At 68.1% G+C, this 17,996-nt stretch carries 15 protein-coding genes; 5 read left to right on the top strand and 10 right to left on the bottom strand.

What is annotated here, in order from left to right:
• Positions 1–8 precede the first annotated feature (8 nt).
• From ACPEH8_RS07315 to ACPEH8_RS07290, 6 genes are read right to left on the bottom strand one after another with little or no spacing between them, the layout of a single operon-like run.
• A complete protein-coding gene (locus ACPEH8_RS07315; protein ID WP_423666410.1) occupies positions 9–392 on the bottom strand; it encodes a hypothetical protein in 384 nt (127 codons plus the stop codon).
• 60 nt (positions 393–452) lie between these two features.
• On the bottom strand, positions 453–1,517 hold the full coding sequence (locus ACPEH8_RS07310) for an acyltransferase family protein (RefSeq protein WP_136005105.1): 1,065 nt from the start codon (positions 1,515–1,517) through the stop codon (positions 453–455).
• On the bottom strand, positions 1,514–2,662 hold the full coding sequence (nagA, locus tag ACPEH8_RS07305; RefSeq protein ID WP_017354396.1) for an N-acetylglucosamine-6-phosphate deacetylase: 1,149 nt from the start codon (positions 2,660–2,662) through the stop codon (positions 1,514–1,516). The genes ACPEH8_RS07310 and nagA overlap by 4 nt, the downstream gene beginning before the upstream one ends.
• Complete coding sequence (locus ACPEH8_RS07300; protein WP_017354397.1) at positions 2,662–3,690, bottom strand: SIS domain-containing protein; 1,029 nt, start codon at positions 3,688–3,690, stop codon at positions 2,662–2,664. Before ACPEH8_RS07300 ends, nagA begins: the two co-directional genes overlap by 1 nt.
• Positions 3,691–3,696: 6 nt before the next feature.
• A complete protein-coding gene (locus ACPEH8_RS07295; RefSeq protein ID WP_026070492.1) occupies positions 3,697–4,764 on the bottom strand; it encodes a LacI family DNA-binding transcriptional regulator in 1,068 nt (355 codons plus the stop codon).
• Positions 4,765–4,806: 42 nt separating this feature from the next.
• On the bottom strand, positions 4,807–6,099 hold the full coding sequence (locus ACPEH8_RS07290; RefSeq protein ID WP_017354399.1) for a sugar MFS transporter: 1,293 nt from the start codon (positions 6,097–6,099) through the stop codon (positions 4,807–4,809).
• Positions 6,100–6,468: 369 nt separating this feature from the next.
• On the opposite strand from ACPEH8_RS07290, the gene ACPEH8_RS07285 reads away from it, so the two are divergent.
• From ACPEH8_RS07285 to ACPEH8_RS07275, 3 genes are all read left to right on the top strand, one after another.
• Positions 6,469–7,488, top strand: coding sequence for a glucokinase family protein (locus ACPEH8_RS07285; RefSeq protein ID WP_026070493.1), 1,020 nt, complete (start codon positions 6,469–6,471; stop codon positions 7,486–7,488).
• 131 nt (positions 7,489–7,619) lie between these two features.
• Positions 7,620–10,241, top strand: a complete 2,622-nt coding sequence (locus ACPEH8_RS07280; RefSeq protein WP_017354401.1) for a TonB-dependent receptor — start codon at positions 7,620–7,622, stop codon at positions 10,239–10,241.
• Positions 10,242–10,337: 96 nt separating this feature from the next.
• Positions 10,338–12,674: a family 20 glycosylhydrolase gene (locus ACPEH8_RS07275; RefSeq protein ID WP_166473451.1), complete on the top strand. Its 2,337-nt coding sequence runs from the start codon at positions 10,338–10,340 to the stop codon at positions 12,672–12,674.
• A gap of 62 nt (positions 12,675–12,736) precedes the next feature.
• On the opposite strand, the gene ACPEH8_RS07270 is transcribed toward ACPEH8_RS07275, so the two are convergent.
• Positions 12,737–13,117, bottom strand: a complete 381-nt coding sequence (locus tag ACPEH8_RS07270; RefSeq protein WP_246864022.1) for a VanZ family protein — start codon at positions 13,115–13,117, stop codon at positions 12,737–12,739.
• 10 nt (positions 13,118–13,127) lie between these two features.
• A complete protein-coding gene (locus ACPEH8_RS07265; RefSeq protein ID WP_026070494.1) occupies positions 13,128–14,312 on the bottom strand; it encodes a class I SAM-dependent methyltransferase in 1,185 nt (394 codons plus the stop codon).
• Between the two features lie 56 nt (positions 14,313–14,368).
• On the opposite strand from ACPEH8_RS07265, the gene ACPEH8_RS07260 reads away from it, so the two are divergent.
• Positions 14,369–15,106 (top strand): pteridine reductase, encoded by a 738-nt coding sequence (locus ACPEH8_RS07260; protein WP_017354405.1) that lies wholly within the window; start codon positions 14,369–14,371, stop codon positions 15,104–15,106.
• A 25-nt stretch (positions 15,107–15,131) separates the two neighbouring features.
• Here the strand turns inward: ACPEH8_RS07260 and folK are convergent, their stop codons facing one another.
• A complete protein-coding gene (gene folK / locus ACPEH8_RS07255; protein WP_153164783.1) occupies positions 15,132–15,614 on the bottom strand; it encodes a 2-amino-4-hydroxy-6-hydroxymethyldihydropteridine diphosphokinase in 483 nt (160 codons plus the stop codon).
• 84 nt (positions 15,615–15,698) lie between these two features.
• On the opposite strand from folK, the gene ACPEH8_RS07250 reads away from it, so the two are divergent.
• The gene (locus ACPEH8_RS07250; RefSeq protein ID WP_017354407.1) at positions 15,699–16,433 is read left to right on the top strand and encodes a proteasome-type protease; all 735 of its coding nucleotides are present in this window, start codon (positions 15,699–15,701) and stop codon (positions 16,431–16,433) included.
• 42 nt (positions 16,434–16,475) lie between these two features.
• Here the strand turns inward: ACPEH8_RS07250 and ACPEH8_RS07245 are convergent, their stop codons facing one another.
• Positions 16,476–17,993 (bottom strand): ATP-binding response regulator, encoded by a 1,518-nt coding sequence (locus tag ACPEH8_RS07245; RefSeq protein ID WP_287250386.1) that lies wholly within the window; start codon positions 17,991–17,993, stop codon positions 16,476–16,478.
• Between the last annotated feature and the right edge of the window lie 3 nt (positions 17,994–17,996).

Genomic DNA, 17,996 nt, shown 5'->3' with positions numbered 1-17,996 from the left:
CCGTGCGCTCAGGCCTGCGAGTCGAGTGCGGCCTGCAGTTCGAGCACATGCTGCGAGCGCGCCAGCCCTTCAGCCCCCGACGTTGCACAAGCTGCGCACCATTGCGCCCGCGCGAGCGCGCTGCGCAGCATCAGCCGCGCCACCTCGGGAACCGCAGTGGGGGCGGCCGCCTGCAACGCCAGCGCCGCATAGTCGCGGTCACGCGGCCAATCCAGTGCATCGGCGTCGGTCTCCAACACCGCCAGCAGGCGCTGTGCCTCTGCGACGGAGGCAACGCCACACAGGTCGGCCACGTGCGCATCGATGGCGTCGGTGCGGCTGCCCCGCCGGCGCAGCGCCTCGGCGGTGTGCTGCAGCGGCGTCATGATCGGGCGTTCCGGTTCTGCATCCACGTGTTCCTTGTGTCGATCCGTGCCGAGCATAGCCGGCACGGCGTGCAGGCCGCCACGGATTCAGATCTTGAGGTAGATCCGCCGCCGGTCCAGCGCCCACATCACGCCCCACCACAGCGTCACGAAGGCCAGCGCGCAGCATAGCGATGCCAGCGATGCCGACGGCAGCCGGGCCGCCAACCAGGCGTATGCCGTGGCCCACACGCCGCTGGCCACCAGCACCAGCGACATCGCCGACGACCCGAGGTAGGCCGCAATCGCGTTGACGCCGAAGCGCCGCCCCAGCGCCGGCGCGCCCCAGCGATCCACCAGCAGATGCGCGGCCAGCAGCGCGAGCACCGACAGGCCACCGGCCCACAGCACGAAGCTGGGCGTCCACAGGTGCTTGTTGAGCGGCAGCCACAGGGTCGCCAGCGCGCCAAGGGCCACGCACGCCAGGGCCAGGCCGCCCAGCCGGGCAAGCTGTCCGGTACGCAGCCACGCACCGGCGCGCAGGCCCAGCAGCGTGGTCGCAATGGCGCCGGCAGTGCTCAGCAGTCCTTCCGGATCGTGGCCCAGGCCGGTTTCGGTGGTGTACGTGTAGAGCATCGGGGCGAACAGTGCGGTATCCAGGCGGCTGGCCACATTCACCCACGGGTCGAGCGATGCGCCGCTCAGCAGCACGAGGCCGTAACCGGACAGCAGCACGCCCATCACCCCCCATTGCGTGCGCGCACGGGTGTGGATCGCCAACAGGCCCACCACCGCCACGCACACGGCGATCCGCTGCAGCACGCCCCACAGGCGATACGCCGGCAGCTCGAACAACCACCACGCCAGCAGGTGCAGCAATGCGCCAGCGACCAGAATGCGCAACGCGCGCTGCAGCAGCCCGCGACGCAGCGCCGGCCGCGCCGCCGGGTCGTGCGCACGCGGCACCAGGCTGAAGGCCATCGACACGCCGGCGATGAACAGGAACAGCGGGAAGATCAGGTCGGTCGGGGTGAAGCCATGCCAGTCCGCGTGCAGCAACGGGGCATATACATGGCCCCAGTCGCCCGGATTGTTGACCAGCAGCATCGCCGCAACGGTCAGCCCGCGCAGTGCATCGATCGAGCCCATGCGCGGGGATGAAGCGACGCTCATGCGTCTTCGCGCTGGCCGCCGATCCACGTGCTGCGCACCTGCAACGCATCGTCCAGCAGCACCAGGTCGGCGCGATGGCCTTCGGCAATGTGGCCGTAGCGATCATCCAGGTTGAGGAACTCCGCCGGATAGGTCGACGCCATGCGCGCCGCCTCGGCCAGCGGCAGCCCCAGCAGCTGCACCGCGTTGCGGACGGCCGTGGCCATGTCCAGCGCCGAGCCGGCCAGCGAGCCGGCCGCGTTGCGCACCACACCATCCACCGCAGTGATGACCTCGCCATAGAGCACGTAGCTGGGGTCCTCCGCACCCACCGGCGGCATCGCATCGGTGACCAGCATGACCTTGCCGCGCGGCTTGGCCGCCAGCGCCACGCGCAGGCTGGCCGGATGCACGTGCACGCCATCGGCGATGATGCCCACCCAGCTGTCGCGGTCTTCCAGTGCCGCGCCGACCGCGCCCGGCTCGCGACCGGTCAGGGGCGACATCGCGTTGTACAGGTGGGTGAAACCGCGGATGCCCGCCTCCAGGCCGGCACGGGCCTCTTCGTAGCTGGCGGCGGTATGGCCGGCGGCCACCACCACGCCCCGCTCGACCAGCGCGCGGATGCTGTCCAGCGGCACCCGTTCCGGGGCCAGCGTCAGCAGCGTGACGCCGTTGTCCAGCGACGCCGCCAGCGCGATCTCGGCCGCATCGGGCACGCGGAACTTGCTGGCATCGTGCGTGCCCTTGCGCGCCGGCGCGATGTACGGCCCTTCCAGATGGATGCCGAGCACGCCCGGCACGCCATCGATGATGGCCTGGCGGGTGGCGGCGATGGCGCTGCGCATCACCTGCAGGTCATCGCTGATCAGCGTGGGCAGCAGGCCGGTGGTGCCAAAACGCCGGTGCGCCTGGGCCAGCGTGCGCAGCGTGGCCACATCCGGCGTGTTGTTGAACAGCACGCCGCCGCCGCCATTGACCTGCGCATCGATGAAGCCCGGCAGCAGCCAGCCGCCGCCAAGATCCACCTGTTCGTCGGCCTGGCCGAGCGTGGGCGCGGCATCGGACACCAGCGCGGTGATGCGGCCACTTTCGATCACGACGGCGAGGTCGTCGCGGAAGTCATCGCCAGCCAGGATGCGGGCATTGCGCAGCACGGTTTTCATCAGACGGTTTCCGTCACCTTGTTCAGATGCGGCGGCAGGTCAGGGTTGTGCCCACGACGCAGTGCCAGCGCGTTGATCGCGCGGTAAAAGGCCTGCACGGCCAGCAGCGGGGCGCACGCCGGATGCGGCGCAGCCGGCAGCGCCAGGTCGCCGCCCACATCGGCCAGCCACACCTGCGCATCACGCGCGGCAAACTCCTCCACCACGGCACGGGTGCCTGCGCCGGTTTCGTCGGGCTGGGCAAAGGCCAGCACCGGGAAGCCCGGGCCGACCAGCGCCATCGGGCCGTGCTTGACCTCGGCCGAGCTGTAGGCCTCGGCATGCAGGCCGCAGGTTTCCTTGAACTTCAGTGCTGCTTCCTGCGCCGCGCCGAGGCCAAGACCGCGGCCGAGCACGAACAGGTTGTGCGCCGGCACCAGACCCTCGGTGAGCGACGACCAGTCGCTGTTCCAGGCCTGGCGGAGCGCGTCGGGCAGCACCCGCAGCGCGGCGATCAGTGCCGCGTCCTGGCTCCAGTACGCCACCAGCTGCAGGATCGCCGACAGCGAGGCGAGATAGCTTTTGGTCGCCGCCACGCTGCGCTCGGCACCGGCGCCAAGCGCAATCACGGTCTCGGCCAGCTGCGCCAGTGGCGAATCCTCCACGTTGACCAGTGCCACCACGCGCGCGCCGGCCGCCCGCGCGGCCTCCGCGTTGCGCAGCAGGTCAGGACTCCTGCCGGACTGCGAAATCACGATGTACAGCGCCCCGCGCAACTGCAGTGGTGCCTCATAGACCGAGCCCACCGACGGCGACGCCGACGCGGTCACCAGCCCGAGCCGGGTTTCCAGCAGGTACTTGGCATAGGTGGCGGCATGGTCCGAGCTGCCCCGCGCGCAGGTCACCACGAACGGCGGCGGCGCGGCGCGCAGGCTCGCTGCCAGCGTTTCCACCGCGACCTGGTTGCGCGCGAACTGCGCGGCGATCACGTCGGCGGCTTCCGCAGCTTCGCGGTACATCAGGGTCTCGTGGGGAGCAGGCAGGGACATGGGGACTCAGGTCGTTTCAGGAGAGGGAGGGCGTGCACCCTGCGGGCGCATCGGGGCGGTGGAACCGCGCACCACCAGTTGCGGCACGAAGCCCTGGTTCTGCAGCTGCAGCGGCGCATCGTCGTAGGCATCGCTGCGCAGCTGCGCGATCAACAGGCGCGCGGCGTGCCGTGCGATGTCTTCGGTGGCCTGCTTGGCGGTGGTCAGCGGCGGCCACGACTGGCGCGAGAACGGGCTGTCCTCGAAGCCGGCAATGGACAGGTCGTAGGGCACGTTCATGCCGGCCGACTTGGCCGCCGCCAGCACGCCGGCAGCAATTTCGTCGTTGGAGCCGAAGATCGCGGTGGGCGGCTCGCGCAGCGCCAGCAGACGGCGGGCGCCGCGGAAGCCGTCATCGAAGGTGTAGTCGCCCTGCACTACCAGGTGCTTGTCGATGGTCATGCCGTAATCGCGCAGCGCCGCCTCGTAACCGGCATGGCGCTCGCCGCTGGAGCGGTGCGAGCTGCCGCCCCACAGGAAGCCGATGCGCTGGTGGCCAAGCTGGATCAGATGCTCGGTGATCTCGTAGGCGGCCTCGCGATCGTCGACGAACACGCAGGCACCGTCTTCCGGGTCGGCAGTGGCGGCAATGATGCGCACCAGCTTGATACCGCGCGCGGTCAGCGCCGCGACCAGGTCGCGGCGTTCGGACATCGGCGCGGTCAGCACCAGCCCGGCCAGACGCGAACGCTGCACCCAGTCGGCCAGTTCCTCGGCCAGCATCGGCGAGCTGGAGTCGCACGGATGGATCTGCAGCCCGAAGCCGGTCTCGCGGCAAGCGGCCAGCACGCCGTTCTGCACGCCGATGATGTGGTACGGGTTGGGGTTGTCGTAGACCAGCCCGACCACCAGCGTGGTGCCGGTGCGCAGGTTGCGCGCGGCGGGATCGGGCTCGTAGTCCAGTTCGGCGATCGCGCGCAGCACGCGTGCCCGCGTGGCCTGCATCACCGAGGGCTCATTGTTGATGACGCGCGAAACGGTCTTCAACGACACCTTGGCCCGTTCGGCGACATCCTTGATGGTCGCTCTGCGCATGCTCTTGTCCTGCAGGTTCCGTGGAGCGTCCATGATCGCCGATCACTGGCCGTCGCGGGACAGGCCGACCCGGTGACCCCGGACCGAGTAGAACAGGATGTACAGGTAGCACGGGATCATCAGGCCGGCGAACACCCACTGGAAGTCGATATGCTGCTTCAGCACGGCGAACGCCTGCGGGATGATCGCGCCACCGGCGATGGCCATCACCAGCAGCGCCGAGCCGGTTTCGGTGAAGCGGCCCAGGCCCCGGATGGCCAGCGGGAAGATCGCCGGCCACATCATCGCGTTGGCAAAGCCGAGCGCGGCCACGAAGCCCACCGACACATAGCCGTGGGTGAGCAGCGCACCGGCGCAGAACACCACGCCCAGCACGGCCGAGATGCTCAGGTAGCGCGACTGCGAAACCAGGTGCGGAATCAGCGCCAAGCCGACCAGATAGCCCACCAGCATCGCGCCCAGGGTGATCGAGGTGAACATCTTGGTCTGGTCCAGCGGCAGGTCGAAGCCGTGGCCGTAGGTTCCGATCGCGTCGCCGGCCATCACTTCCACGCCGACATACACGAACAGGCACAACACACCCAGCCACAGGTGCGGGAACTGGAAGATGCTGGTGCGCTCGGCCACGCCGGCCGCGCGTGCCGGGGTGGCGTTGGCCTCGGCGGTCTTCAGCTCCGGCAGCGGCGAGAACAGCACACCCACCGCCAGCACCACCAGCAGCCCGGCCATCGCCATGTACGGCAGCTGGATCTTGGCCGCGAAGTCATTGAGCAGCACCGTTTTGGCTGCCGCATCGGCCACTTTCACCTGCGCATCCAGGTCGCCGATACCGTGCAGCACCAGGGTGCCGATCAGTACCGGGGCCAGCATGCCGGCGATCTTGTTGCAGATGCCCATCAGGGCGATGCGCCGCGCGGCCGTCTCGATCGGGCCGAGGATGCTGATGTACGGGTTGACGGCCGTCTGCAGCAGGGCCAGGCCGCTGCCGATGACGAACAGGCCACTGAGCGCGCCGGGATACCAGCGCTGCTGCGCGTAGTGGGCAAACACCACCGCGCCGGCCGCCATCACCAGCAGGCTCAGGCTGAGGCCCTTTTTCATGCCGGTGCGCTTGAGGATCCACGATGCCGGCAGCGCAAGGAAGAAATAGGACAGGTAGAACACCATCAGCACCAGGAACGCGCCGACTTCGTCCAGCTCGAAGGCCAGTTTGACGAAGGTGATCAGCGGGCCGTTGAGCCAGGTGAAGAAGCCGATCAGGAAGAACAGCACGCCGATGATCAGGATCGAGGTGACCACGCTGGAACGCGCGGAAGCAGCAGGCACTGCAGACATCTGGAAGGCTCCTGCATCGACGGCGCGCAGAGCGGCGTCGGACGAATGGCTGGGAACAACGTTGTCACATTTATTCGACGTGCCCGCTGTCTTTGTCAACAACTTGCTGCGGCCCCGCGCTGCCATCCGGTCATGCTGCACCTGCGCAAACCGCTGCGCTGCGCCTGCAGCACCGGCGTACAGCGCCGGTTTTCAGCGCGTTTGCGAAAACATGACGGCAGTGCGGTGAAAACGTTTTCGCGCGCAACCGCCCGTTGCAGCGCACCATCGAAAGTCGGAGGTTATCGTTGACATCGTTGTCAGAACGATTACAGACTCCGCCTCAATCGCCGGGCAGCAGCCTGGCCGTGCGCACCCAAGGGAGTCCGTGTGACCGCAGCTGCCCACTCTGTCCAGGCCCATGCCGCCTCCCCGGCGGTGCCGCCGTTCCTGGCCGCCGACGTGGGCGGGACGCATGTGCGGGTGGCCCGGGTCCAGGCCAGCCAGGATCCGGACCATCCGGTGCAGCTGCTGGAGTACCGCAAGTTCCGCAACGCCGATTACCCCGGGCTGAGCGCGATCCTGGCCGAGTTCCTGGCCGACAGCCCGCGCCCGGCCCACTGCGTGGTCGCCACGGCCGGCTATGCGCGCGACGACGGCACGGTCATCACCGCCAACGTGCCGTGGCCGCTGTCGGCCCGGCAGATCGAACGTGAGGTCGGCCTGGACCAGGTCTACATCGTCAACGACTTCGAAGCCGTGGCCTATGCCGCCGCACAGGTCGATGCCAGCGGTGTGCTGCAGCTGACCGGACCGGCCACGGCGCCGCGCGGCCCGACCCTGGTGGTCGGCCCCGGCACGGGACTCGGCGCGGCCGTGTGGATTCCCACCCCGCACGGGGCAGTGGTGCTGGCGACCGAAGCCGGCCAACCGACCCTGGCCACCACCACCGAACTGGAAATGGCGATCGTGCGGCAGATGCTGCGCGACCGGTCGCACGTGTCGGTCGAGCAGGCACTGTCCGGCCCGGGTCTGATGAATCTGTACCGCGCGCTGTGCGCGATCAACGGCCAGGCCCCCACGCTGGCCAGTCCGGATGCGATCACCGCTGCGGCGATGGCCGGCCAGGACGCGCAGGCGCGCCAGGCGCTGGAGGTGTTCTGCGGGCTGCTCGGCAGCACGATCGGCGACATGGCCCTGCAATACGGCGTCACCGGTGGGGTGTACCTGGCCGGCGGCATCCTGCCGCAGATCCGCGAATTCCTGTTGAACAGCAGTTTCGTCGAGCGCTACCTCAACAAGGGGCCGATGCGCGAAGCGCTGGAACGCATTCCCGTGAAGGTGGTCGAGCACGGGCAGCTGGGCGTCATCGGCGCCGCCAGCTGGTACCTGGGCCGTCAGGACGCCTGAGCGGGCGCACCGGACAACGCAACACGCAGTACGTGGCAGAGAAAGACGCGCACCGGCAACGGGCGCCCGGCAAGGTCGAACCAACCGCACGCCGTCGCTGGCGAACCATCGGATTGATGAGGAGAGACATCATGAACCACCGCAAGAGTCTGCTTTCGGCAGCCATTTTCAGCTGTCTTGCCTTCAGCGCCCACGCGCAGCAGACGCCCCAGGACCTGGACACCGTGCAGGTCGTGGGCATCCGCGCCAGCCTGGAGAAGTCGCTGGACACCAAGCGCAACAACGTCGGTGTGTCCGAAGCGATCACCGCCGAGGACATCGGCAAGTTCCCGAGCACCAACGTCGCCGAGGCGCTGTCGCAGATCCCCGGCGTCACCCTCGACCGTCGTTTCGGCCAGGGTGAGCGCGTCAGCATCGACGGCACCGATCCCAGCCTCAATCTGACCTTCCTGGACAACCACCCGGTCGCCCAGGCGATCTGGCTGTACGGCGAGCAGCCCAACCGTGGCTTCGACTACACCCTGCTCTCGCCGCAGATCCTGGGCCGTGCGGAAATCATCAAGTCGTCCGAAGCGCGCCTGACCGAAGGCAGCCTGGGCGGCACGGTGCTGATGCACAGCCGCAAGCCGCTGGACCTCAAGCAGAACGAAGTGGCTGCCTCGATCGGCTACAGCTACAGCCAGCAGGCCAGCGAAGGCAAGCCGAATGCGTCGGCGCTGTACAGCTGGAAGAACGATGAGGAAACCTTCGGCATCGCCGTGTCGGCCCAGCACTACGAAGAAGCCGTGGACCGCCAGGGCATCGAAGTGTTCGGTTATGCCAAGGCCTCCACTTTCACCAATGCCACCGGCGTGGCCGGTGACGTGGACGTGCCCAACTCGATCAACGCCGCGTGGTTCCAGCAGGAACGCAAGCGCGACAGCGCCGTGGTCAACCTGCAGTTCAAGCCGACCGATGCGCTCGAGTTCAATCTGAGCGGCCTGTACATCAAGGAGAGCTTCGACAACTACAACCAGTCGATGTACTCGTTCCTGACCTGGAATCCGGGCACCGTCGGTGCGGTGGACCAGCTTGGCGGCGTGCGCAACGGCGTGGCCACCAGCGGCCACTCCAACGCCAGCGCCACCGCCAACAGCGGCACGGTGATCTACGACAACAACGTGCGCGAATCGGAAGTCACCACCAAGGGCCTTGACCTGCGTGGCGCCTGGAAGGGCGAGCGCTGGGGCGTGAGTGGCCAGGCCGGCCAGAGCAAGTCGGAAAACAAGGATCTGGCCCAGTACTTCATCGAGCCGTTCTACAACGGTGCGTACAGCTGGAACATCAACGATGGCCTGAAGTTCGACAACCCGACCGACGCGCGCGATCCGGCCAAGTGGAACTCCGCCGGTGGCTGGTTCGGCAACAACGGCGTCTTCTCCACCGAGAGCAAGGACAGCTACGCCCAGCTGGATTTCAACGTCCAGTTCGACAGCATCTTCAACCAGCTGCAGTTCGGCGTGCGTCACGGCAAGCATGACGAAGACTTCAAGCTCAACGTCTACGGCGGCGTCCGTCCGGGCAGCCTGGCCGACGTCGGCACCATCGGGCTGACCGACATCCAGGGCTTCGGCGACGACCAGTCGCGCCACATCCAGGCCGGCCGCAACAACGTGCTGAACTGGGTCAAGGGCAGCCCGCTGGACTTTGCCAACCCGGATCCGTCCAGCTACCTCAACAACAGCTGGGCCCTGCAGCAGACCAACAACGCCGCCTATGCACAGTTGAACTTCTCCAACGGCCCGCTGCGCGGCAACGTCGGCGTGCGCTACGTCGATTCCAAGACCAAGGGCAGCGGCTTCGTCTACGGCGGCACGCCGACCCTGGACGACCTGGACAGCAAGTGGCAGACCCGGACCAAGTCCGAAGACTTCATCCTGCCGTCGCTGAGCCTGGCCTGGGATACCGACAGCGACTGGGTGTTCCGCTTCGCTGCCGCCAAGGTGATCGCCTGGGCGCCGTACAACCAGATGGTCAACAACACCTTCCTCAACGACACCCAGCTCACCGGCAGCGGCGGCAACGCCAATCTGTCCCCGTATGAGTCGTGGAACTACAACCTGTCGGCCGAGTATTACTTCGCCCCGCAGTCGGTGGTCGCATGGTCGGTGTTCTACAAGAAGATCGACAACTACATCGACACCTCGGCCACCATCGAGCGTCAGTACAACTCGATCCGCGATACCTCGCCGGCCAACTGGGCCAACATCGTGGGCACCAACGGCTGCGCGGCCGATGGCTACTGCGACTACAGCATCCAGCGTCCGCGCAACGCCGGCAGCGGCCACGTCAAGGGCTTCAATATCAGCTTCCAGCAGCCCTTCGGTGAAAGCGGCTTCGGCCTGACCGCCAATTACACCTACGCCAACGGTGAGAACAACACCGGTGATCCGCTGCCGTACCAGTCGCGCAATGCGGTGGCCTTCAGCCCGTACTACGAGAAGGGCCCGATCAACGCGCGCCTGACCTACAACTGGCGCTCGCATTACCTGGCCGGCGGTTACGTGGCCGGTGCCGCCCCCGCCAGCGTGGACGACTACGCCGAACTAGGTGCGAGCGTCGGCTACACCTTCAACGAGAACTGGTCGCTCAACATCGACGCACAGAACCTGCTGGATGAAACCTACTTCCAGTACCTGGGCGACAAGGAGCATCTGGCCGGCAAGTACAAGAGCGGCCGCCGCTACATGGCCACCCTGCACTTCAAGTTCTGATTCCCGACGCAGTACGCTGAACGCCTGAACGACGGGCCCGGACCTCCGGGCCCGTTTTTACAGGTGGACCCCGATTCGCTACAAAGGAATGACCCGATGCTCACCCGCACCCGTCGTACCTCGCTGTCGCTGCTGACGTTCGCGCTGGCTGCTTCCCTCGCACCGCTGGCCCAGGCCGCCGATGCCCTGGCACCCGATGGCCCGCGCGCTCTGCCCGGTTCGCTGCCGCTGATGCCCGTGCCAGCCAGGGTCGAACGCATCGACGGTGCCGGTTACACCGTCACCGCCACGACGCCGGTCCATGCCGAGGGCGATGCCGCGCGGCGCGTCGCGGGGCAGTTCACCACCCTGCTGCGCGACAGCGGTGGCCCGGCGCTGCAGGTGCAGGCGGGCCGCGGCAAGGAGGGCGTGCGCTTCGTGCTCGACAAGGCGCTCAAGACCGGCGCGGAAGGCTATCAGCTGCGCACCGGCAGCACCGGCGTGACCGTGCAGGCCGCCACCGAAGCAGGCCTGTTCTACGGTGCGGCGACCCTGTCACAGCTGGCTACCACGGGCGCGGGTGGCACTGTGCCGGCGCTGCGCATCGACGATGCCCCGCGCTTCAGCTGGCGCGGGCTGATGCTCGATTCGGCACGCCACTTCCAGAGCCTGGACGAGATCAAGCGCGTGCTCGACGCGATGGCCGAACAGAAGCTCAACACCTTCCACTGGCATCTCACCGACGACCAGGGCTGGCGCATGGAAATCAAGCGCTACCCGAAGCTGACCGGGGTCGGCAGTTGCCGCATTCCTGCCGGCGACGGCGGCCGCGATCCGGCCACCGGCGCGCCGCGCCCGTACTGCGGGTTCTACACCCAGGACCAGATCCGCGAGGTCATCGCCTATGCGGCCGCGCGCCACATCCAGGTGATTCCGGAAATCGACGTGCCCGGCCATGCCACCGCCGCGATTGCCGCGTACCCCGAACTGGGCACGCTGGATACCCCGCTCACGCCACTGAGCGAATGGGGCGTGTTCCCGAACCTGTTCAACACCGAGGAAAGCACGTTCCGATTCCTGGAGAACGTGCTGGAGGAAGTGATCGCGCTTTTCCCCGCCAAGTACGTGCATGTGGGCGGCGATGAAGCGGTCAAGGACCAGTGGAAAGCCTCGGCCCGGGTGCAGGCCCGCATGCGCGCGCTTGGCGTGGGCGACGAGATGGAGATGCAGAGCCATCTGATCAAGCGCCTGGAGAAGTACCTGGAACAGCACGACCGCCGCCTGATCGGCTGGGACGAGATCCTCGAAGGCGGCCTGCCGCCGGAGGCCACGGTGATGTCGTGGCGCGGCACCGAGGGGGGCCTGAAGGCCGCCAGCGAAGGGCATGACGTGATCATGTCGCCGGTCACCGACATGTACATGGACTACCTGCAGACCACCTCGGACAACGAACCGCCGGGCCGCCCGCTGACCACGCCGCTGGCGCGCGTGTACGGCTTCGAGCCGGTCCCCGACGCGCTGGCGCGCGACAAGCAGCAGCACATCCTCGGCCTGCAGGCCAACATGTTCACCGAGCACACGCGCAGCTACGCGCGCCTGCAGCACAACCTGTTCCCTCGGTTGGCCGCCGTGGCCGAAACCGGCTGGTCGCCGCGTGAACGCCGCGACTACGGCGACTTCCTCGCACGTCTGCCGACCCAGCTGCAACGCTGGCAGGCGATGGGGATCGCCTACGCGCAGACCCCGTTCGAGGTGGAACTGGACACCCGCGACGACCGCAAGGCCGGCACCGCCACACTCACGCTGCGCAATCCGCTGGGCTACGAGATCCGCTACAGCACCGATGGCAGCGCGGTCACGCCACAGTCGCCGCGCTACAGCACGCCCCTGCAGCAGCCGCTGCCGGTCGCGCTGCAGGCGGCCGCCTTCTTCGACGGCAAGGCGCTGGCCCGTGCGGCCAGCCGCTTCGATATCACCGCCGCCTCGCTGCTCAGCCGCACCGATGAGCACCTGGCGCTGTGCCCGGGCGAAGGCAAGCTGCTGCTGCGGCTGGAAGACGACGGCCCGGCCGACGGCGCGCGGGCGATCTTCAACGTCAACATCTTCAATCCGTGCTGGTTCTGGCAGGACGCGGACCTGGACGGTATCGCGCGCCTGCGCGTGCGTGCCGGCCAGATTCCGTACTACTTCCAGCTTGCCCACGACGAGCCGCAGCGCCGATTCAGCCCTGCGCGCAGCGCGCACGGCGAGATGGACATCCTCAACGGCCAGTGCGATGGAGCCCCGCTGGCGACCGTGCCGCTGCCCGCCGTACCGGGCAAGGACGGCTTCATCACCCTGGAGGCCGCGCTGCCGCGTTCGCTCAAGGGCACGCAGAACCTGTGCGTGCGCTTCACCGGCGACACCCGGCCGACGATGTGGGTACTGGACGAACTGACCCTGCTGCCGAAGTAGGGTTCACCCCAAAGGGGTCGTGCCGGCCGCTGGCCGGCACGACCTGCGATGGGTGCGGTGGCTTACCCGCGCAGGCGGACCAGCAGATCGCGCAGCGGGGTGAACGCGAGCGCCATACCGGCCAACACGCCAAGACTGTTGGCCAGCGCATCCATCGGGTCGGCCATGCGGTCGCGGGTCAATGCACCCTGCGCGACTTCAATGCCGATGCCCAGGCCAACCAGGCCCACCGCTGCCCATGCCAGTGGCGCACGTGGCCGGTAGATCTGGACCGCCGCCGAAGCCAGCAGGAAATACGCCAGGAAGTGCTCGACCTTGTCGCTGTTCTCCGGCAACGCCAACGGCGGTGGCGGGATCAGGCAGACAGTGACCGTGACCAGGATCGCCAGCCACCACAGCGCCAGCCACACCCGCGGCCAGCGCAATGGCTTCAACACGACGATGCCTGCCACCTCACAGGCGCCAGGTCAGGTCGCCGAGCAGGAATGCGGCCTCGAACGTCACATCGCGCTGGAAGCCCATCACCTGGAAGCGCTCACCCATTTCTGTGGGCAGGGTGAGTTTCTTGACCTGGTCGCGCAGGCGCACGCGCCCGATCTCGTCGGTGCGCGCCTCCGCCTTCTCCAGCAGCCCGTCCAGGCCGTTGCCGAGCAGGAAACTGGCCTGCGTGCAGTAGCCGGCAAGCTCGAACCCCGCCCCGGTGCCGGCCTCGGCCAGCGCGGTGAAATCCACCGACGCGGTCAGGTCCTGCAGGCCCGGCCAGCGGTAGACATCGTTGTGGACGTGGTGGCGGTAGAACGCGCGCATCGTGCCGTCGTCGCGCTCGTCCTGGTAGAACTCGTTGCGCGGATAGCCGTAATCCACGAACAGCATCGCGCCACGCTTGAGGCCGCCGGCCACCGCCTGGATCCAGTACGGCAGCTGCGGCAGCAGCTCGGACCGGTAACCGTCGGCGAAGGGCTTTTCGCGGTAGGCCTCCACGTGCCGCACGGCCGCACCGAGCAGCGCGTCGGCTGGCTGCGCACCGCGCACGAACGCGCCCTGCGCGTCCAGCTCCACGGTTTCCTCGTAAATCATGCCGTCCTTGGCCAGGAAGCGCGGCGTGGGCAGCGCATCGATCACCTCGTTGGCGAACACCATGCCGTCCCAGTCGTCGTCGAACGGCCCGTCCAGCCATTCCACCAGCGCGAACAGCGGCGGTACCAGCGCCTTTTCCAGGCGTTCGCGCTGGCGCTCGCGCAGGTCCGCGCTGGGCTCCAGGATCGCGTAGCGGTCCGGCAGCGCATCCAGCTCCAGCATGCGCTTGAGCAGGATCTCGGCGAACGCGCCGCTGCCGCCGCCCAGTTCCAGGAACCGCGCCTGCGGGCCGAGCTGCTGCATCACCGGCGCGACCGCGTTGGCCACGGTGGCGGCGAACAACGAGCCGATTTCCGGCGAGGTGGTGAAATCGCCGGCGCTGCCGAACTTGCTGGCGCCGGCGCTGTAGTAGCCCCACCCGGGGGCGTACAGGCTCAGCTCCATGAAGCGCGCGAACGGCATGGCACCGCCATTGGCGAGGATTTCCTCACGCAGGGCGGCGGCCAGCGTCTCGCTGTGGGCCAGGGCGTCGGACTCGGGAAGGGGCAGTGGGGAATGCATGGCGCGGGCGATTGCGGTGACAATGCACAGCATAGCCGAGCAGGGAGTTACCCCCGATGACCGACACCGCGCCCGTGGCGCTGATCACCGGCAGTGCGCGCCGGATCGGCGCGGCCATCGCCCGCCAGTTCCATGCCTGCGGCTGGTCGGTGGTGCTGCACGCCCATACCTCCACCGCCGAGCTGCAGCAGATGGCCTTCGACCTGGACATGCTGCGCCCCGGCAGCGTGCTGGCCCTGCAGGCCGACCTGCGCGATGCCGACGCCCTGCCCGACCTGGTCGAGCAGACCGTGGCGCAGTTCGGGCGGCTCGACGCGCTGGTCAACAACGCCTCCAACTTCTACCCCACCCTGCTCGGCCAGATCACCGCCGAGCACTGGGACGACCTGTTCGCGGTCAACGCGCGCGCGCCGCTGCTGCTGGCCCAGGCCGCCGCGCCGCAGCTGCGCCGCCACCAGGGCAGCATCGTCAACCTGACCGATCTGCACGGTACCCAGCCGATGCGCGACCATCCGGTCTACAGCGCGGCCAAGGCGGCACTGGAAATGGTCACCCGGTCACTGGCGCTGGAACTGGCCCCCAAGGTCCGGGTCAACGCGGTGGCGCCCGGCGCGATCCTCTGGCCCGAGCAGGGCAAGGACGATTTCGCGCAGCAGGCGCTGCTGGCCCGCACGCCACTGGCCCGCACCGGCACCGTGGAGGAGATCGCCGAAGCCGTGTACTGGCTGGTCAGCGACGCCCCGTTCATCACCGGCCACACCCTGCGTGTGGATGGCGGCCGCCAGCTCACCTGACATGGGTGCCGGTCAGCGGCCGGCCCTACAGCGCCACTTCCTCGAAGCGGTCGTGGTGCTGCCCATGTGCCCGCCACAGCGTCGCCAGGTCCAGCCCGCTGACCGGGTCGATGAAGTCCGGGGCGATGTCGGCCAGCGGCTTGAGCACGAACGCGTGCTTGAGCTCGGGGCGCGGAATGCGCAGGTGGCCGGGCCCTTCCACGATCAGGTCGCCATAGAACACCACGTCGATGTCCAGGGTCCGGTCGCTGAAACGGGGGCCGCTGCGATCACGCCCGTGGGCGTCTTCCAGCGCGTGCAGCCAGGCATCCAGCGCGTCCAGCGGCAGGTCGGTCTCGATCACCACCGCGTTGTTGAGGAATGCCGGACCGTCGAAGCCGACGGCCGCCGTCCGGTAGGCCGGGGAGACGCGGATGTCGCCGAAGCGCGCGCGCAGGGCCTCCACCGCGGCGTGAAGATGCTGTTGCGGCTGCAGGTTGCTGCCCAGGCTCAGGAGCGCAGTGGTCATGGTATTCAGCGTGCGTGGGGCGAATCCACATGGTGCCGTCACGGCCACCGCATAGAATCGGGGTGCACATCATAGGACACCGACATGACCTATTGCGTCGGCATCGAGGTGAACGAAGGCCTGGTCTTCGCCGCCGATACCCGCACCAACGCCTCGCTGGATGATGTCCGCGTCCACCGCAAGCTGCATGAGTTCGAGTTTCCGGGCGAAGCGGCCCTGGTGATCATGGCCGCCGGCAACCTGGCCACCACCCAGCTGCTGATCTCGCGGCTGCGCCGGGACGTGGAGGAGCAGCGCGCGGAAAACCTGCGGGCGTACCGGCACCTGTTCGAGGTCGCCGAGTATGTTGGCCGCGTGCTGGTCGACAGCCAGGTCAATGCCACCTCGCAGGACGCCGGCCACGATGGCATCGTCACCCACGCCACCCTGATCCTGGGCGGACAGATCGCCGGCGAGCACCCGGGCCTGTACATGATCTACCCGCTGGGCAACGCCATCGCGGCCTCGCCGGAAACCCCGTTCCTGCAGATCGGCGAGTCCAAGTACGGCAAGCCGATTCTGGACCGCATCCTGCGCCCGCAGACCCGCCTGGAAGACGCGGCGCGCACCGCGATCGTGTCGCTGGATTCGACCATCCGCTCAAACCTGTCGGTGGGCCTGCCGATGGACCTGGTACTGATCCGCGACGGCGACCTGCGCATCAGCCAGCGCATGCGGCTGGCCGGCGATTCGCCGTTGTATGCCGAAATCCACGGCAGCTGGTCGCACAAACTCGAGCAGGCCGTTGCCAGCCTGCCGGCGTTTCCCTGGGAACACTGATGCAGGTACCGGCCGCTGGCCGGTATGCCCTTGCAGACGCCCTTACGCCGTCTCCAGCGCCTCGGCCACCGAGCGGAACACCTGCTGCATTTCCAGCGGCTTGCGCAGCACGTGCACGTTGATGGCCGGCGGGAACACCGCCAGCGGCACGGTCACGTCGGCTTCTTCCAGCACCAGCGCCGGCCCTCGATAGCCAAGCGACGCCATCTCGCCGAGCAGATGGCTGGCCGAGAGCAGCTTGGAGCCGGCATCGGCGATCACCAGCGCCGGCATCGCCTCCTGCTGCATCCAGCGCAGCGCGGCCGCACCGTCGGAGGCCAACTGCAGGTGGTAGCCCTGGCTGGACAATGCGTTGCCGAGCAGGGACAGGCGCGTGGCCTCGCCGTCCACCACCAGAATCGACTGGCCGGCACCGGCGGCGATCGGCCCGTCGATGGCCTCGTGGGGGGCCGCCAGCTCCTGCATCGGCAGCAGCAGGTCGAAGCGGGTACCCACGCCGGGGACGCTGTCCACATGGATGCTGCCGTGCGCGCCTTCGACGATGCGCTTGCACGAAATCAGGCCCAGACCGGTGCCGTTGGCCTTGGTGGTGAAGAACGGATTGAACAGGTGCGACAGGGTGTCGGCGTCCATACCGGTGCCTTCGTCGGTCACCGAGATGCGCAGCCAGTCCTCGCCCTTCCCGTCCAGGTCCGCTGCCGCGCGCAGGGTCAGGCGTCCGCCGCCGGGCATGGCCTGGATCGCGTTCAACGACAGGTTCAACAGCACCTGCTGCAGTTCGGTGTAGTTGGCATCCACCGCCAGGCCTTCCTCGGCCACGTCCAGCTGCAGGGTCACCTTGTCGGGGAGGTTGCTGCGCAGCAGCAGCTCGACCGCCTCGAACAGATGGGCGATGCAGATGTGCTCGCTCGGCTTGCGCGAGCCACGTACGAAGGAGAGCATCGACTCGGCCATCTCGTGGCCGCGCCGGCCGCACTCGGCGATCACGTCGGCCAGGTGGTGCAGCTGCGGGTCCTCGGTGCGGGCCTTGAGCAGGTCCGGCATGATCAGCAGCGGCTGCAGGATGTTGCGCAGGTCGTGGCTCAGCCCGGCCGCCAGCAGCGACAGGCTTTCCAGCCGCTGGGCGCGCATCAGCTCGGCTTCCACGCGCTGGCGTTCGATGCCGCTGCGCGCCTCGCGCACGGCGCGGGCCACCGCCGACGGCAGTCGCGCCGGATGGTGCTTGATGATGTAGTCGTTGGCGCCCTGGTGCAGGGCCGCCACCGCGTTTTCCTCACCCATCGTGCCGGACACGAAGATGAACGGTACATCCGGGCAGGTGGCGCGCACGATCTGCAGGGCCTCGTTGCCGGAGAAGCCGGGCATGCTCAGGTCCGAGAGCACGATGTCCGGCAGGAAGCGCTCCAGCGCCTCGCGCAGTTCATCGGCGCTCTCGACCCGCTCGAAACTGGCCTCAAGGCCGGCATCGAGCATCTGCTCGCACATCAGTTCAGCGTCTTCCGGCGAGTCTTCGATCAGCAGGACACGCAGTGCACCCAACGCAGGGCCGGTCAGCGGCATGGG

It is taken from the genome of Stenotrophomonas sp. NPDC077461, assembly GCF_049545475.1.
GTDB classification, from domain to species: Bacteria; Pseudomonadota; Gammaproteobacteria; order Xanthomonadales; family Xanthomonadaceae; genus Stenotrophomonas; species Stenotrophomonas nematodicola.
The sequence above is the reverse complement of the archived record's forward strand: the minus strand, read 5'-3'. Positions and strand labels throughout refer to the sequence as shown.